Origin of the sequence: Microbacterium festucae, assembly GCF_025421715.1 — a bacterium.
GTDB classification, from domain to species: Bacteria; Actinomycetota; Actinomycetes; order Actinomycetales; family Microbacteriaceae; genus Microbacterium; species Microbacterium festucae.
On record NZ_JAOEFC010000004.1, the window covers coordinates 62,461 to 79,830 of the forward strand.

The 17,370-nt window shown below is 70.4% G+C and carries 13 protein-coding genes; 12 read left to right on the forward strand and 1 reads right to left on the reverse strand.

Annotation, left to right across the window (positions count from 1 at the left end; translation table 11 throughout):
• Positions 1 to 22 precede the first annotated feature (22 nt).
• From adhE to N3K63_RS13180, 8 genes are all read left to right on the forward strand, one after another.
• Positions 23 to 2,737: a bifunctional acetaldehyde-CoA/alcohol dehydrogenase gene (adhE, locus tag N3K63_RS13145; protein WP_261580644.1), complete on the forward strand. Its 2,715-nt coding sequence runs from the start codon at positions 23 to 25 to the stop codon at positions 2,735 to 2,737.
• Between the two features lie 139 nt (positions 2,738 to 2,876).
• Entirely contained in the window at positions 2,877 to 3,305 is a 429-nt protein-coding gene (locus N3K63_RS13150) for a hypothetical protein (RefSeq protein ID WP_261580645.1), read from the forward strand.
• Positions 3,306 to 3,402: 97 nt separating this feature from the next.
• Positions 3,403 to 6,360: a glycoside hydrolase family 3 protein gene (locus N3K63_RS13155; RefSeq protein ID WP_261580646.1), complete on the forward strand. Its 2,958-nt coding sequence runs from the start codon at positions 3,403 to 3,405 to the stop codon at positions 6,358 to 6,360.
• Positions 6,361 to 6,583: 223 nt separating this feature from the next.
• A complete protein-coding gene (locus N3K63_RS13160) occupies positions 6,584 to 9,094 on the forward strand; it encodes a glycoside hydrolase family 3 C-terminal domain-containing protein (protein WP_261580647.1) in 2,511 nt (836 codons plus the stop codon).
• Positions 9,094 to 9,729: a hypothetical protein gene (locus N3K63_RS13165; protein ID WP_261580648.1), complete on the forward strand. Its 636-nt coding sequence runs from the start codon at positions 9,094 to 9,096 to the stop codon at positions 9,727 to 9,729. Before N3K63_RS13160 ends, N3K63_RS13165 begins: the two co-directional genes overlap by 1 nt.
• Positions 9,726 to 10,781: a glycosyltransferase family 2 protein gene (locus N3K63_RS13170; protein WP_261580649.1), complete on the forward strand. Its 1,056-nt coding sequence runs from the start codon at positions 9,726 to 9,728 to the stop codon at positions 10,779 to 10,781. Before N3K63_RS13165 ends, N3K63_RS13170 begins: the two co-directional genes overlap by 4 nt.
• 19 nt (positions 10,782 to 10,800) lie before the next feature.
• Complete coding sequence (locus tag N3K63_RS13175) at positions 10,801 to 11,523, forward strand: LytR/AlgR family response regulator transcription factor (protein WP_261580650.1); 723 nt, start codon at positions 10,801 to 10,803, stop codon at positions 11,521 to 11,523.
• Positions 11,520 to 12,845, forward strand: coding sequence for an ATP-binding protein (locus N3K63_RS13180; RefSeq protein ID WP_261580651.1), 1,326 nt, complete (start codon positions 11,520 to 11,522; stop codon positions 12,843 to 12,845). Before N3K63_RS13175 ends, N3K63_RS13180 begins: the two co-directional genes overlap by 4 nt.
• A 350-nt stretch (positions 12,846 to 13,195) precedes the next feature.
• Here the strand turns inward: N3K63_RS13180 and N3K63_RS13185 are convergent, their stop codons facing one another.
• Complete coding sequence (locus tag N3K63_RS13185; protein ID WP_261580865.1) at positions 13,196 to 14,074, reverse strand: helix-turn-helix transcriptional regulator; 879 nt, start codon at positions 14,072 to 14,074, stop codon at positions 13,196 to 13,198.
• Between the two features lie 243 nt (positions 14,075 to 14,317).
• On the opposite strand from N3K63_RS13185, the gene N3K63_RS13190 reads away from it, so the two are divergent.
• The 4 genes from N3K63_RS13190 to N3K63_RS13205 all read left to right on the forward strand — a co-directional run bounded on the left by N3K63_RS13190 (position 14,318) and on the right by N3K63_RS13205 (position 17,357).
• Positions 14,318 to 14,956, forward strand: coding sequence for a DUF1684 domain-containing protein (locus tag N3K63_RS13190; protein ID WP_261580652.1), 639 nt, complete (start codon positions 14,318 to 14,320; stop codon positions 14,954 to 14,956).
• 39 nt (positions 14,957 to 14,995) lie between these two features.
• Positions 14,996 to 15,292: a Dabb family protein gene (locus N3K63_RS13195; RefSeq protein WP_261580653.1), complete on the forward strand. Its 297-nt coding sequence runs from the start codon at positions 14,996 to 14,998 to the stop codon at positions 15,290 to 15,292.
• Between the two features lie 179 nt (positions 15,293 to 15,471).
• On the forward strand, positions 15,472 to 16,236 hold the full coding sequence (locus tag N3K63_RS13200) for a sugar phosphate isomerase/epimerase family protein (RefSeq protein WP_261580866.1): 765 nt from the start codon (positions 15,472 to 15,474) through the stop codon (positions 16,234 to 16,236).
• Positions 16,233 to 17,357, forward strand: coding sequence for a Gfo/Idh/MocA family protein (locus tag N3K63_RS13205; protein WP_261580654.1), 1,125 nt, complete (start codon positions 16,233 to 16,235; stop codon positions 17,355 to 17,357). Before N3K63_RS13200 ends, N3K63_RS13205 begins: the two co-directional genes overlap by 4 nt.
• Positions 17,358 to 17,370: the final 13 nt, after the last annotated feature.

Genomic DNA, 17,370 nt, shown 5'->3' on the forward strand with positions numbered 1-17,370 from the left:
GCCCGGGTAGGAGACACAGACCATGTCCACCTCGATCAATGCTCTGGTCGAAAAAGCGCAGCGCGCGCTGACGGAGTATGCGGACTTCACTCAGGAGCACGTCGACCACATCGTCCGCAAGGCGTCGGTCGCAGCCCTCCACCACCACGGCGATCTCGCCGTCATGGCGGTCGAAGAGACCGGTCGCGGCCTGTTCGAAGACAAGGCCGTCAAGAACATGTTCGCCTGCGAGCACGTGACCAACTCGATCATCAACCAGAAGACCGTCGGCGTCATCGCGCACGACGAGATCACCGGCATCACCGAGATCGCCGACCCGGTGGGCGTCATCTGCGCCCTCACCCCGGTCACCAACCCCACCTCGACGGCGATCTTCAAGTCGCTGCTCGCGCTGAAGACGCGCAACCCCATCGTCTTCGGCTTCCACCCCTCCGCCCAGAAGTGCTCGTCGGAGGCCGCCCGCATCGTCCGCGACGCCGCGATCGCCGCCGGCGCCCCCGAGGGCTGCATCCAGTGGATCGAAGAGCCCTCCATGGAGGCCTCGGGTGAGCTCATGAACCACCCCGGTGTCGCGCTCATCCTCGCCACCGGCGGCAACGCCATGGTGCGCGCCGCCTACTCGTGCGGCAAGCCCGCTCTCGGCGTCGGCGCCGGCAACGTGCCCGCCTTCATCGAGCGCACCGCCAAGGTCGGCCGCGCCGTCAACGACATCGTCCTGTCGAAGTCGTTCGACATGGGCATGGTGTGCGCCAGCGAGCAGGCCGTCATCCTCGACGCCCCGATCGCCGACGAGGCCCTCGCCGAGTTCGAGCGGCTGCACGCCTACCGTGCCAACGCCGACGAGAAGCGGATGCTGGAGGAGTTCATCTTCGGGGTGACCGCCAACAGCGAGAACTGCGCCGGCGCGAAGCTCAACCCGAAGGTCGTCGGTCAGTCGCCGCAGTGGATCGCCGAGAACGCCGGCTTCACCGTGCCCGAAGACACCTCGATCATCCTGGCCGACGTCACCGGCGTCGGCCCGCACGAGCCGCTCACCCGCGAGAAGCTGGCCCCCGTGCTGGCCGTGCTGCGCGCGGCGACGCCCGCCGAGGGCATCGAGCTGGCCCGGCAGATGGTGGAGTTCGACGGCCTCGGCCACTCGGGTGCCATCCACTCCAACGACCAGGAGCTCATCGCGAAGTTCGGCGAGGTCGTCAAGGCGGTGCGCATCATCACCAACAGCCCGTCGGCGCTCGGTGGCATCGGCGACATCTACAACGCCTTCATGCCGAGCCTCACCCTGGGCTGCGGCTCGTACGGACACAACTCGGTCTCCAACAACGTCTCGGCGGTGAACCTCTTGAACGTCAAGCGCATCGGTCGTCGCAACAACAACCTGCAGTGGTTCAAGGTGCCGGCCAAGACCTACTTCGAGCCGAACGCCGTGCGCTACCTGCAGGACATGCGCGGCGTCGAGCGGGTCACGATCGTCACCGACGAGACGATGACCAAGCTCGGCTACGTCGACAAGATCGTCGACGTGCTGAACCGTCGCGACAACCGCGTGCAGGTGCAGCTGATCAACACCGTGCGCCCCGAGCCGAAGGTCTCCGAGGTCAAGGCGGGCGCCGAGCAGATGCGTCAGTTCCAGCCCGACACGATCATCGCCCTCGGCGGTGGCTCGCCGATGGATGCCTCCAAGGTGATGTGGCTGCTCTACGAGAACCCCGAGGTGGAGTTCTCCGACATGCGCGAGAAGTTCTTCGACGTGCGCAAGCGCGCGTTCAAGTTCCCCGAGCTGGGCAAGCTCGCCAAGCTGGTGTGCATCCCGACGACGTCCGGCACCGGCTCGGAGATGACCCCGTTCGCCGTCATCACCGACGACGAGACCGGCATGAAGTACCCGCTGGCCGACTACGCGCTGACCGCCTCGGTCGCGATCATCGACCCGGTGCTCACCGCGCAGCTGCCCGGGTTCCTCGTCGCCGACGCCGGGTTCGACGCGCTCACCCACGCCACCGAGGCGTTCGTGTCGGTCTACGCCAACGACTACACCGACGGCCTGTGCCTGCACGCGATCAAGCTGATCTTCGAGAACATCGAGCGCTCCGCCAAGGCGCAGCCGAACTCGACGGATGCCGCCGATATCAAGGCCCGCGAGAAGATGCACAACGCGGCATCCATCTCGGGCATGGCGTTCGGCAACGCGTTCCTCGGGATCGTGCACGCGATGTCGCACGTGACCGGCGCGACCTACCACCTGGCCCACGGCCGCACCAACGCGACCTACCTGCCGCACGTCATCCGCTACAACGGGCGCATCCCCACGAAGCTGACGAGCTGGCCGAAATACGAGCGCTACATCGCGCCCGAGCGCTTCCAGGAGATCGCCCAGCACCTCGGCCTGCCGGCATCCACCCCCGAGGAGGGCGTGGAGAGCTACGCCCGCGCCGTGGAGGAGCTGCGCGACCGGGTCGGCATCCAGCGGTCGTTCCAGGAGCAGGGGGTCGACGAGACGACGTTCATCGCGGGTCTGCACGACCTGGCGATGGCCGCCTACGGCGACCAGTGCGCGCCGGCCAACCCCCGCATGCCGATGATCGCCGACATGGAGACGATCATGGAGGCCGCGTACTACGGCACCTCGTTCGACGAGGTGCGCGCCGCCCGTAAGGGCACGCAGGCCGACAGCGAGGCCGCGACCGGCACCGTGACCACGGTGAAGACCGCGAAGGGACGCGCCAAGGCCAAGGCCTGACGCGCCGCTCACGCGAAGGGGCCGGGGGAGCATCCCCGGCCCCTTCGCCGCCCCCCCCCCCCCCCCCCCCCCCCACCCCCGGGCCCACCGGTTTCGGTGCGGACCGGCATCCGCGCCGAGAATGAAAAGGAGCAGAACCATGAACAGCAACAAGATCCGCGCCGGCGTCCTCGCCGCCGTCCTCTTCGGCGCCGGCGCCCTCGGCCTCGCCGGGTGCGCGACGGACTCCGCGAACTCGACCTCTTCGAACGGCGGAAGCAGCAACAGCAGCACGCAGTCCGAGACGAGCGACGTCGCCGCCGACCTCGAGACCGCCCGCCAGGCGGTCGAGGACGCCCTCGCCGAGAACCCCGACTGGACCCAGGTCATGCTGGCGGGCGACGTCAAGCAGCCCACGCAGAAGTACGGTCTCCTCGTGATGCCGTTCGTGAAGTCGGATGCCGCGGACCGGGTGACCGGCACCGTGAACATCAGCGGAGGCAAGTACGTCATCGAGGCCGAGTCCGCCGCCACCGGCGAGACCTGGCAGATCGATCAGGACGGAAAGATCTCGCAGGTCTCCGAGTAGGCGTGCGCCGCGCCGCCCGCCCGACCTTCCGTGTCGGGTGGGCGGCCCCACGCCCACCCAGACCCCGACGCATTCACATCACCGAAGGAGACGAGACGTGAACGCCCGCAAGACCCGGGACAAGGCCGCCAAGGCGCCGATGTCCAACAAGAAGTACCTCGCGATCTGGATCCCCGTGCTCGCGCTGGTCACCGTGGTGACCGTCGTGGCCAACGTCGCCATGAACGTCGCGACCGGATGGATCGCCTCACAGCTCGGCTCCGGCACCTACACCTTCACCAACTCTGAGAAGTCCGAGGGGTGGGACACCGACTACTACGCGGCCGACTACGCCGACCTCGACGAGGTAGACGCCGCCGCGCTCGACCTGGTCGAGCAGATCGGCGCCGGCGGCATCGTGCTCGCCAAGAACGACGCGGCCGCACTCCCGCTGGCATCCGGCGGAGCGGTCACGATGTTCGGCCGCGCCGCAGCTGACCCCGTGTACGGCGGTTCCGGCTCGGGATCGGTCGACACCAACTCCGCCGTCACGGCGCGGATGGGTCTCGAGAACGCGGGCTTCACCGTCAACGACGCCGTCTACACGACCATCGAGACGTTCGCCGCCGAGAACCCGCGCGGCTACATCGAGATGGACAAGCCCGACGTGTCGACCTACAACATCGGCGAGCTGCCGGTGTCGGGCTATGAGGCACAGGCATCCACGTTCGGTGAGTACGGCGACGCCGCGGTGGTCTTCATCGGCCGTCCCGGCGGCGAAGGCGGCGACCTCACGCAGGACATGACCGGCTGGGACGAGAACGCCGAGCCCGGTCAGCACCAGCTGGAGCTCAACAAGGACGAGCGCGACATGCTCGCCCTGGTCGAGGCGAACTTCGAGAAGGTCGTCGTCGTGGTCAACGCCTCGACGACCGTCGAGCTGGGCGACCTGCAGGCCGACCCCGAGATCGACGCCGTGCTGCTGGCCGGCTCGCCCGGCGCCACCGCGTTCAACGCGCTGGGCCGCATCCTCACCGGTGAGGTCAACCCGTCGGGTCGCACCGTCGACCTGTGGGCTGCCGATTTCACCGCCGACCCGACCTTCGCCAACTTCGGCGGCTTCCTGTACGACAACGTCAACCCGTCCTACCCGGTGCCGGTCACCGAGAGCGCGACGTCGAACGCGACCGTCACCGACGAGGCGCCGTTCGTCAACTACGCCGAGGGCATCTACTACGGGTACCGGTACTACGAGACGGCCGCCGTCGAGGGCTTCATCGACTACGACGACGCCGTGGTCTACCCGTTCGGCTACGGCCTGAGCTACACCGACTTCTCGTGGACGGTCGCCGGCACCCAGACCGGCGACGTGGACGGCACCATCGCCGTCACCGTCGACGTCACCAACACCGGTGCCGTCGCGGGCCGCGATGTCGTGCAGCTGTACTACTCGGCCCCCTACACCCCGGGCGGCATCGAGAAGTCGGCCGTCGTGCTGGGCGGCTTCGCCAAGACCGGCACGATCGAGCCGGGCGCGACCGAGCAGGTCACCATCGAGATCGCCGTCGAGGACATGGCCTCGTACGACTACCTCGGCGAGCAGGCCTACGTGCTGGAAGCCGGCGACTACGTGCTCAGCCTCCGCAGCGACTCGCACACCGTCGCCGCCGGCACCGCGCCGTTCACCTACGCGGTGGCCGACGACGTCGTCTACACGGGCGACGACCACCGGGCGTCCGACCTCGAAGAGGTCACCAACCAGTTCGACGACGTCTCGGCGCAGTTCACGACCGAGGGCGAAGCCGGCAAGATCCCGGTGATGTCGCGTGCCGACTTCGCGGGCACCTTCCCGACCGCGCCGACCGGCGACCTGCTCGTCGCCGATGACGCGGTGGCCGAAGGCTTCGCCGTGTGGGACCACGAGGGCGCGGCCGAGGCGTTCGAGGGGGAGATGCCCACCACCGGTGCCGGCACCGACCTGTCGCTCATCGACATGCGGGGCCTGGCCAAGGACGACCCGAAGTGGGACGAGCTGCTCGACTCGCTGAACGTCGGCGACATGTCGGGGATGCTGCTCAACGGCGCCTACCAGACCGGTGCGATCGGATCGATCGGCAAGCCCCAGACGCTCGAGCCCGACGGTCCCGCCGGCTTCTCGTCGTTCATCAACTCGTCGATCAACGGCACCGCCTACCCGTCGGAGGTGCTCATCGCGCAGACGTGGGATGTGGACCTCGGAACGGCCATGGGCGTCATGCTCGGCAACGAGGCGATCTTCAAGAACATCAACGGCTGGTACGCCCCGGCGGCCAACCTGCACCGCTCGCCCTTCGGCGGCCGCAACTTCGAGTACTACTCGGAGGACCCGGTGCTCTCGGGCAAGATGCTCACGGCCGTCGCCAACGGCATCGGCACCAAGGGCGTGTACACGATGCTCAAGCACTTCGCGATGAACGAGCAGGAGACCAACCGCGTCAACAACGGCATCGCGACCTGGGCGACCGAGCAGGCGATCCGCGAGATCTACCTGAAGCCGTTCGAGATGGGCGTGAAGAACATCACCATGGACGTGAAGTTCCTCTCCGACGACGAAGGCACCGTGTCGGACACGACGATCGGGGCGGCGGGCATCATGAGCTCGTTCAACCGCATCGGCGCGACCTGGGCAGGTGGCTCGGTGGCCCTCATGGACACCGTGCTGCGGGGAGAGTGGGGTTTCGAGGGCTTCGCGATCACCGACTTCAACCTGTACCCCTACATGAACCCGAACGAAGGCATCAACGCGGGGTCCGACCTGATGCTCACCTTCCAGCCGTCGAAGTCGTTCAACGACTCGTCGTCGGCCAAGGCGGTCACCGACATCCGCAACGCGACCCACAACATCCTGTTCGCGGTCGCGAACTCCAACGCGATGGACGGACTGGCCCCGGGCGCCACGGTGGACTACACGCCGCCGGCGTGGGTGGTCTGGCAGATCATCATCACCTCGGTGGTGGGTCTGCTCATCGTCGCGGCGATCGTGATGGTGGTGCTGCGGGTGCGTCGCCACAGCGGGCGGAACACCGCCGCCGCGTAAGCCGTGGCTGCCGGGCGGACGTCTGCTCGCCGGCCCGGCAGCCACTTCTCGCGAGTCCCTCGCGTCGCCCTCCGGAGGCGGCGCGGGGGCCTCGTCATGAGCTGCGCGCACCCTGTCCGCGCCCCGCGCGGCGGCCGGTCCCGCCGTGTCGCAGAATGACCGCGCAAAGCGACAGGTTGCGCATCCGCCGGTCCCGTCCGGCCACCCGCGGGATGGAATGAAGATGCGTGCGGATCCCACCGCGCGCGGAGTGGTCCTCGCCGACATCGACGTCGAAGACCTTCACCAGGAAAGACCCATCGTGAAAGACACCACCGAGCTCGTCGCGAGTCTCAGCCTCCTCGAGAAGGCGGCGCTGCTCAGCGGCGCGAACACCTGGCAGACCCGTGCCATCGAGCGTGCCGGCATCCCGGCCGTCTGGCTGGCCGACGGCCCGCACGGCGTGCGCAAGCAGGTCGGCTCGGCCGACCACCTCGGCATCAACGGCTCGGAGCCGGCCACCTGCTTCCCCACCGCGGCCACCGTCGCCGGCAGCTGGGACGACGAGCTGGCCGAAGAGATCGGCACCGCTCTCGGCCGCGAGGCGTCGGCACAGGGCGTGGGCGTGCTGCTCGGCCCCGGCCTGAACATCAAGCGCAGCCCCCTGGGCGGCCGCAGCTTCGAGTACTTCTCCGAAGACCCCGAGCTGTCGGGCCGTCTGGCCGCCGCCTACGTGCGCGGCATCCAGTCGCAGGGCGTGGCCGCCACGCCCAAGCACTTCGCCGTCAACAGCCAGGAGCTGCGCCGCATGGTCAGCGACTCGGTGGTCGACGAGCGCACGCTGCGGGAGATCTACCTCACCGCCTTCGAGATCGTCGTGCGCGAAGCCGCCCCCTGGGGCATCATGTCGTCGTACAACCTGGTCAACGGCACGTACGCCCACGAGAACGCGCACCTGCTCGTCGACATCCTGCGGCGCGAGTGGGGCTTCGACGGCGCGGTGGTCTCGGACTGGGGCGGCAGCAACGACGCCGTCGCGGCCGTCGCCGCCGGCGGCACCCTCGAGATGCCCTCGCCCGGCTTCGACTCGGTGCGCGCCATCGTCGCCGCCGTCGACAGCGGCGCGCTCGACGTCGCCGACCTCGACGCCCGCGTGGCCGAGTTCATCGACCTGGTGCGCCGCGTGACCGCGGCGGCGCCCGCCACCGTCGACCTCGACGCGCACCACGCCCTGGCCCGTCGCGCCGCCGCCGAATCGGCGGTGCTGCTGCGCAACGACGACGACCTGCTGCCGCTCGCCGCGGACACCTCGGTCGCCCTCATCGGCGCATTCGCCACCGCGCCCCGCTACCAGGGCGCCGGCTCGTCACTGGTCAACGCCACCCGCGTGCCCACCCTCGTCGAGGCGCTCGGCGCCTCGACCGTGCAGGTGCGGGGCGTGGCCGAGGGCTTCCGCCGCGACGGCCGCGCCGACGAGGGCCTGCTGGGCGAGGCGGTGGCCCTCGCGGGCCGCGCCGACGTCGCCGTGCTCGCCCTCGGCCTTCCCGAGATCGCCGAGTCGGAGGGCCTCGACCGGGCCTCGCTCGCCCTGCCCGCCGAGCAGGTGCGGCTGCTGCGCGAGGTGCACCGCGTGAACCCCCGCACCGTCGTCGTGCTGAGCGCGGGCGGCGCGGTCGAGACGCCGTGGATCTCGGATGCCGCCGCCGTGCTGCACGCCTACCTGGGCGGGCAAGCCGGTGCCGAGGCCATCGCCGACGTGCTCACCGGCGTCGTGAACCCCGGCGGGCGCCTGGCCGAGACGATGCCCGTCTCCCTGGCCGACACCCCCGCCGCCGAGCGGTTCCCGAGTCTCGCCCGCACCGCCGAGTACCGCGAGGGGCCGTTCATCGGCTACCGGCACTACGAGACCGCCGAGGCGCCCGTCGCCTTCCCGTTCGGGTTCGGGCTGAGCTACACCACGTTCGCCTACCGCGACCTCGAGGTCGACGGCGACGGCGCGGCCGTCACCGTGACCAACACCGGCGCGCGCGCCGGCAGCGAGGTCGTGCAGCTCTACATCGGCCGCACCGACGCCAGCGGCGTGGTGCGGCCGGCGCGCGAGCTGAAGGGCTACGCCAAGGTGCTCCTCGAGCCCGGCGAGTCCCAGCGGGTGCGGCTGCCCTTCTCGGCGCGCACCTTCCGGTTCTTCGACGTCCCCAGCGACAGCTGGCGCGTCGAAGCCGGCGCCTACGAGGTCGCGGTCGGCTCGCACGTGCGCGACCTGCCGCTGCGGGCCGCCGTCACCCGCGACGGGGTCGACCTGCCGGCGCTGGCTGACGACCTGGCATCCGCCCGCGCCGTCTCGGGCGGGCTCGACGACACCGAGTTCGCCGCGCTGCTGGGCCGTCCCGTGCCCGATTCGACCTGGGCGGCCGGGCCGCTGGGCGAGAACGACCCGATGGACCGCCTCTCGGCCGCGCGCAGCCCGCTCGCGCGCGGTGCCTACCGCATCCTCGACTCCCGCCGACGCAAGGCCGAAGCCGCCGGCGCCCCCGACCTCAACATCCTGTTCCTGCTGAACGGGCCGTTCCGGGTCATCTCCAAGATGAGCGGGGGACTGGCCACCAGCCGGCTCACCGCGGCCGTTCTCACCCTCGTGAACGGCCAGACCTTCCGCGGCCTCGGCCGTGTCGTGAGCGCCTACTTCGGGGGCCGCCGTGACGAGAAGGCGACGAAGAAGGCGTTCGACGCCGCTGCCACGAACAGGAGTGCCTGATGTTCACCGCGATCAAGAACTGGTGGGGCCGCTTCCAGACCGGACGCCCCGAACTGTCGAAGTTCATCATGTTCCTGCTGCTGTCCAACGGTGTCACCGTGCTGCAGCTGGCGCTCATGCCGATCTTCCGCTGGGGCTTCGCGAGCTTCACCGACCTCACCGATGTCGGCTTCCAGGTGCTGCCGCTGGGCTCCAACGTCGACGGCAGTCAGTACTACATGTTCGACTACGCGGCCGGTCCGCTCCCCGGCGGCGGCGGGGGCCTGGCCTACTTCCTCGCGGTGCAGATCACGCTGCTGATCGCCCAGGTGATCAACTTCTTCCTGCAGCGCAACATCACGTTCAAGTCGAACACCTCGGTGTGGACGGCCGCGTTCTGGTACACGATCGCCTACATCGCGATCACCTTCCTCGCCGCCGCCGCGCAGGGCTTCTACAAGGCGCCCATCTACGACTTCTTCATGGAGACGCTCGGCTGGGGCACCACCGGATCGGTCGTGGCCGACGTCATCACGATGATCATCAACTCGGCCATCTCGTTCTGGGTGTTCTACCCGATCTTCAAGGTGATCTTCCGCCAGGTGCCCGTCACCGTCGAGATCGCCGAAAACACGGCCGAGGGTGCGACGCGGTGATCTCGTCATCGGGTTGGCTGGAGGACGTGCCGCTTCTCACCGTCGTCGTCCCGGCGTACAACGCCGAGGCGTACCTGGGACGCTCGCTCGATGAGCTGGGCACCGTCGACGGGCTCGAAGTGGTCATCGTCGATGACGGCTCCACCGACCGCACCGGCACCCTCGCCGACGCGTGGGCCGCGCGCAACCCCCGCTCGGTGCGCGTCGTCCACCAGCGCAACCGCGGCCACGGCGGCGCGATCAACGCGGGACTCGCGGTGGCGCGCGGCGCCTTCCTGAAGGTGCTCGACGCCGACGACTGGCTCGACATCCCCTCGCTGCGCACCCTGCTGGCCCACCTCGCCGACCTCGAGCGCCGCGGCGAGAACGTCGACGCGGTGTTCACCGACTTCGTGCACGAGCGTGCCGGCAAGACCCCGCGGATCGCCCGCTTCGACTCCGTCTTCCCCGCCGACCGTGTGTTCACGTGGGACGAGACCGAGCGCTTCAGCCGGCGCCAGGTGCTCATGATGCACGCGATCGTCTACCGCACGCAGCTGCTGCGCGACAGCGGCCTGCAGCTGCCCGAGCACACCTTCTACGTCGACAACCTGTTCGTCATGACCCCGCTGTCGCTCGTGCGCCGGATGCGGTACCTGCCCATCCCGCTGTACCGCTACTTCATCGGGCGGGAAGGCCAGTCGGTCGCGCCCGAGACGATGGTGCGCCGGGTCGACCAGCAGCTGCGCGTCAACCGGCTCGCCCTGGCCGCCCTGCCCACCCAGAAGCAGGTCGCCGGCGGAGAGGTGCCGCTGCAGCTCCACCGCGCCCTGCTGCATCACCTCGAAGGGGTCTGCGCCGTCACCAGCGCCACCCTCGCCCGCGGCGGCACCGCCGCGCACCTGCGCGAGCGCGATCGCTTCTGGCGCGAGGTGAGGGCCGAGAGCCCGTGGCTTTACACTCGCATGCGGCGCACGCTCCTGGGAACCACGAGCAACCTGCCCGGGCAGGCCGGTCGCCGGGCGACCAGCCTCGCCTACCATGTGGCACGCAGAGTGGTCGGCTTCAGCTGACAGAGACGGAGGGCGCGGGATGATCCGCATCGGAATCGTCGAGGACGACGCGACAGCCATCGAACGGCTGCTGTCGCACTTCGACCGCTTCCAGCGCGCCCACGACGAGCGCTTCCACGTCGGCGCGTTCCACGACGGCGCGGACGTGATCGCCGACTACCGCCCCGACTGGGACGTGCTGTTCCTCGACGTGCAGATGCCGCGTGTCGACGGCATGACCGCGGCCCGCCGCATCCGCGAGGTCGACAGCGAGGTCATCATCGTCTTCGTCACCAGCTCGCCGCACTACGCCGTCAGCGGCTACGAGGTCGACGCGCTGAGCTACCTGCTCAAGCCCGTCTCGTACGCCTCGTTCGAGCAGGAGATGACCCGCATCCTCGGGCGCCTGCGCCGCCGGCCGCGCCGCGAACTGCTGTTCACCGCCACCGACGGCGCGCACCACCGCATCGCCGTCGACGACATCCGCTACATCGAATCGGTGCGCCACCGCATCGACCTGTACACCCTCGACGGCATGTTCAGCATCGCCACGACCGTCAAGGCCATGGAGGCCCAGCTCGCCGAGAGCGGCTTCATGCGCTGCCACAGCGGGCTGCTGGTGAACCTGCGGCACGTCACCGGCATCGACGGCAACGACTGCCGCATCCGCGGCGGCGGACGCCTGCCCATCAGTCGCCCGCGCAAACGGGAGTTCTACGCGGCGCTCGCCGAGCACATCGGCTCGCGCGGCATCTCGGCATGACCGACGTCATCGGCCCCGTGCTGGCCGAGATCCCCCGCTACCTCACCGCCATCGCCGAATGGGGCGCGTGCGTCGTGTACGTCGTCATCGCCCGGCGCCGCTTCCACCTGGGAACCACCGCCGCACTCTGCATCGTGGCCCTGGCGGCGCTGCTGGCCGTGCAGCTGTGGGCGGGCACCCTGTCGATCGGGTGGTGGATCCCCGGCATGCTCGTGGCCGCCGCCACCATGTTCGCCTTCGTCTACCTGGCGCTGGACACCTCGGCCCGGGGCGCTGGATTCGTCGCCGCCCGCACCTTCGTGCTCGCCGAGCTCGCGGCATCCGGGTTCTGGCAGATCGACCGCTACTACGGCGGCCGCGTCGACCCGGTCGTGCAGACCCTGGCGGCGCTGCTGGTCTACGGCGCCATCTTCGCCGGGGTCGCCTTCGCCGAGCACCGGCAGTTCAACCGGCAGGCCCGCCTCGACGTGGGCGGGGCGCAGCTGATCGGCGCCGTCGCCATCGCCGTGGCCACCTTCGGCATCTCCAACCTCAGCTTCGTGAGCGCCGACACCCCCTTCAGCGGCCGCTTCGGCACCGAGATCCTCTACATCCGCACCCTCGTCGACCTCTGCGGCTACATCGCCCTGCACGTGCAGCTGCGCGTGCACCACGAGGCGGTGGCGCGGCGCGACGCCGAGGCCATGGCGCAGCTGCTGCGCAGCCAGCACGACCAGTACGAGATCACCCGGCGCACGATCGACGAGGTCAACCGCAAGCACCACGACATGAAGCACCACCTCGACGCGATCCGCTCCGAGCAGGACGCGTCGACGCGCTCGCGCATGCTCGACGACCTCGAGGACTCGATCCGCCGCTACGGCGCCGTCGTGCGCACCGGCAACCACGTGCTCGACGCCATCGTCACCGCCAAGCTCGCCCGCGCCGGCGAACGCGACATCGAGGTGTCGGTGGTCGCCGACGGCCGGCTGCTGTCGTTCATGCGGCCGATGGAGCTCACCTCGCTCGTCGGCAACGCGCTCGACAACGCGATCGAAGGGGCCTCGCGGCTCCCGCCCGGGCAGCTGCGCACCATCCGCCTGGCGGTGTTCTCGCAGGACGACTTCACCATGGTGCGCGTCGAGAACACCTTCGACGGCGTGCTGCTGCGCGACGGCGACCGCATCGTCACCCGCCAGCGCGGCCAGGGCCACGGCTACGGGCTGCGCAACATCGAGACCGCCGCGCTCGCCTACGGCGGCGCCCTGTCGGTGACCACCGACGACCGCTGGTTCTCGCTGTGCGTGCTGTTCCCCGCGACACCCGCCCTCGCCCCCGCGTGAGGGTGGGGGTTGGGGGTTGGGGTGGTCTGGGCGTCCGGGGTCCAGGGCGCATAACTCAGGCAGTTTGGGTGGCTCGCCGCCGTGACCCGCGGAGTTCCGGGGGTGTGCGGCGGGTACCGGCTCGGATTGCCTGAGTTATGCGCCGCAGTGGTGGGCGGTGGCGGCGCACCGGTTGGTCCGGGGTTCGGGCTCCCGGCACCGGGGTCCGGGCCGGGGTGGTCGGTGTCCAGGGCGCATAACTCAGGCAGTTTGGGTGGCTGGCGGCCGTGACCCGCGGAATTCCGGGGTCGGCGGCGGGTACCGGCTCGGATTGCCTGAGTTATGCGCCGCAGTGGCCGCGCGGCAGGGAGTCAGTCGGCCGGGATGCCCGAGCGCGGTGCCGGCAGGTCGGTCGAGGCCGCCCAGCTGGCGAGCACCTTGAGCGCGTCGGCTGACGCGGTGCCGGGCTCGGCGGTGTAGGTCGAGAGCGTCAGCCCGGGGTCGGCCGGCAGCTCGAAGGCCTCGTACGTGAGCTCGAGATCGCCGACGACCGGGTGGTGGAGCTTTTTCACCCCGCTGCGGTGATAGCGCACGTTGTGCGCGGCCCACAGGGTGCGGAAGCGATCCGACCGGGTCGACAGCTCGCCGACGAGGTCGGTGAGCCGCCGGTCGTAGGGGTTGCGCCCCGCCTCACCGCGCATCGAGGCGACGAGCTCCTGGGTGTTCTTCTCCCACTCGGGGTAGAATTCCTGCGCCGCCGGGTTCAGGAACGCGAACCGCGCGCTGTTCGGGGCCGCCTCGGCGAACACGGGCGCGTAGAGGGCGCGCGCGAGCGCATTGGCGGCGACGTAGTCGTAGTAGTTGTTGCGGATGATCGCCGGCGCCTCGGTCATCGCGTCGAGCAGGCGCTGGAGGCTGGGCCGCACGGCATCCGTCTTTCGGCGCGGACGGCGAGACGAGGGGGATGCGCTGGCGGTGCGGGCCAGATCGAACAGGTGCGCGGTCTCGGCCTCGTCGAGCTGCAGCGCGCGGGCGAGGGAGTCGAGCACGCTCTCGGAAGCGCCGGAAAGATCGCCGCGCTCGAGGCGCGTGTAGTAATCGACGCTCACTCCGGCCAGCAGCGCGACTTCTTCGCGGCGCAGACCCGGCACCCTGCGGTTGCCGCCGAACGCCGGAAGCCCGGCCCGGTCGGGGGTGAGGCGGGCGCGCCGCGTGGAGAGAAACTCGCGCACCTCGGCGCGATGGTCCATGCCGCCGGAAGTCATGCCCCCGACGCTACGCCGCCCCCGCCGCGGGTGGGAGGGTCTGCCGGTACCCGGGTGGCTCGTGCCCTGTCGGCGGAGGCCCGCCGCACCATCCGTCGGGCCGGTGGTGCTGCTGTCGCCTCGTGTGCCGCCGGAGTGGTCACCAGCCCCACCGCTCCGACGGATGGCGCGGCAAGCCTGACCCCCCGCCCCGCCCCCGCCTCCGGGGCGCGGGCGTAGCCTCGCAGGATGACCGACACGACAGTCCGCACCGCGCTGGAGGTGGCGCAGTGGCGCCGCCGGGTGTTCGCCCTCTACGCCGAGGTGCGGGCGGCCGCGTCTCCCGCTGAGGGTCACGCCCACTGGGTGCGGGAACGCGACGCGCTGCTGGCGACGCACCCCGCGTCGCCGCTCCTGCCCGACGATCGGGCCGGCTTCGCGGGTCTGCCCGTCGCGCCCTACGACCCGGCATGGCGGTTCGAGGTCCGGATCGAGCCCGCCGAACCGCGGATGCTGGAGGTGCCCACCGGCACCGACGGCATCGTGCCCTTCGAGCGCATCGGCACCGTGCGCCTCGGCGAGGTCGGCACCCTCGATGTCTGGCGCCTCGCGTCGTACGGCGGCGGACTGTTCCTGCCGGTGCGCGACGCGCTCGCCGGTCGCCCGGGCGGGACCTACGGCGGAGGCCGCTACGTCCTCGACACCGTGAAGGGCGCCGACCTCGGCGCCGACCCCACCACGGGCACGATCGTCGTCGACCTCAACTTCGCGTACAACCCGTCGTGCGCCTACGACCCGGCGTGGGCGTGCCCGCTCGCGCCGCCCGAGAACGTGCTGACGGCCGCGGTGCCGGTCGGCGAGCTCGCCCCGGGCGGCACCCACGCCTGATCCGGGCCCCGGACGCCTGGTCGTGTCTACGCTGGATGCATGGCGATTCAGCACACCGTGGTCTTCCGGCTCATCCACCCCGACGGCTCGGCCGAGGCGGAGGCGTTCCTGCGCGACGGCCGCGAGGCCCTCACCGCGATCCCCGGCGTGGGTGACTTCGAGATCCGTCGGCAGGTGAGCCCCAAGAGCACGCTCACCCACCAGTTCTCGATGACCTTCGCCGACGAGACGGCCTACCAGGCCTACAACGAGCACCCGGCCCACGTGGGGTTCGTCCGCACGCGGTGGGTGCCCGAGGTCGCGGAGTTCCAGGAGCTCGACTTCGTCGCGCTCTGACGCGTCGCATCCGACACGAAACGTAAAACTTCCACCTGGAGGTTTCTGCTATCCTGGCCGCGACACCACCGGTGTCCTCGCGCACGCCAGAAAGGAAGGTCATCGTGGCCCTGCCCGAAAACCCCCGGCCGGAAGCATCCGTCCAGCTCTACACCCTCGCCGACGCCTTCACGGCCGACATGGGCGGCTCGCTCGACAAGCTCGCAGCGATCGGGCTGCGCAACGTCGAGGCGTTCGACTTCGTGCGGCGTCCCGACGAGATCCGCGCGGCGCTCGACGCCTCGGGTCTGGCCTCGCCCACCGGGCACGCCCCGCTGCTGTCCGACGAGCTCTGGACGCCCGACGGCTCCATCCCGACCCCCGCGCCCGAGGTGGTCTTCGAGGCCGCCGCGAAGATCGGCATGACGACCGTCATCGACCCGTTCGTCGCGCCCGAGCGCTGGTTCACGGCCGACGGCGTCGCCGACATCGCCGACCGTCTCAACCGTCTCATCGACGTCGCCGCCGGCTTCGGCCTCAGCGTGGGCTACCACAACCACGCCCAGGAGTTCGTCGCCGACTTCGACGGCAAGACCGCCTTCGAGCGCTTCGTCGCGCTCACCGACGAGCGCGTCGCGGTCGAGCTCGACCTCTACTGGGCGATCGTCGGCGGCCAGGATGCCACGGGCCTCGTCTCGCTGCTGGGCGACCGCCTCGTGGCCGTGCACGTGAAGGACGGCATCGCCCCCGCCGTCAACCCGTTCGGGCCGGATGCCGCGGAGTTCGGCTCGGCGAGCCTCGACCAGCGTCGTCCGGGCGAGGGCGACGTGCCCCTCGCCGAGGCGCTGCGCGCCGGTACCGCCGTGAAGTACGCGGTCATCGAGTACGACAACGCGCCCGGTGAGGTCTTCGCCGACATCGCCGCCAGCTACGCGTTCCTCACCGAGGGCGGGTTCGTCCGGTGACCGCGGTCGGAATCGGCGTCATCGGCGTCGGCGTCATCAGCGACACGTACCTCGAGAACCTCGCCGCCTTCCCCGACACCGAGGTGCTGATCGTCGGCGACCTCGACCTCGACCGGGCGCGCGCCCAGGCCGAGAAGCACGGGGTGCCGGCCTTCGGCAGCGCCGACGACGTGCTCGCCCACCCGGACGTCGCCCTCGTCATCAACCTCACCATCCCCGCCGCGCACATCGAGGTCTCGCGCCGTGCGGTCGCCGCTGGCAAGCACGTCTGGTCGGAGAAGCCGCTCGGGCTCGACCGCGAGGGCGCCGCACTTCTGCTGCGCGAGGCGGAGGCGGCCGGCGTGCGCGTCGGCTCGGCCCCCGACACCCTGCTCGGCCCGGGCTTCCAGGCCGCGCGCCGCGCCATCGCAGAGGGCCGGATCGGGCGCCCGCTGTTCGCCCAGACGGTGTTCCAGACGCAGGGCCCCGACCTGTGGCATCCGAACCCCGGCTTCTTGTTCGCGCAGGGCGCGGGCCCGCTGCTGGACATGGGGCCCTACTACTTCTCGGCGCTCGTGAGCCTGTTCGGCCCGGTCGCCCGGGTGTCGGCGTTCGGCACGAAGGCGCGCGAGGAGCGGGAGATCCACACCGGTCCGAACGCCGGGACCACCTTCCCCGTCGAGGTCCCCTCGACGATGCAGGTGATCGCCGCGTTCGAGTCGGGCGCCCAGTCGCAGAGCCTGCTGAGCTTCGACTCGGCGCTCGAGCGCCACGGGATCGTCGAGATCCACGGCACCGAGGGCACCATCGTGATCCCCGACCCTAACCAGTTCGCGGGTCGCATCGCCGTCGTCGCGCCGCTGGGCGTGCTGCGCGACGGGATGTCGTTCGAGCAGACCTGGGTCGAGATCGAGCACGACGACATCGAGGTGGGCCGCGGGCTCGGCGCCCTCGACATGGTGCGCGCGATCGCCGCGGGCCGCCCGCACGTCGCGTCGGGCGAGCTGGGCTTCCACGTGCTCGACGTGCTGCTGTCGGCCGAGGAGTCCGCCGCCACCGGCCAGACCGTCGCCATCGCCAGCACCGTGGCCCCCGTGCCGCTGCTGCCCGAAGACTTCGACCCCTTCGCCGCCACCCTCTGACCCGGTCTCCCCC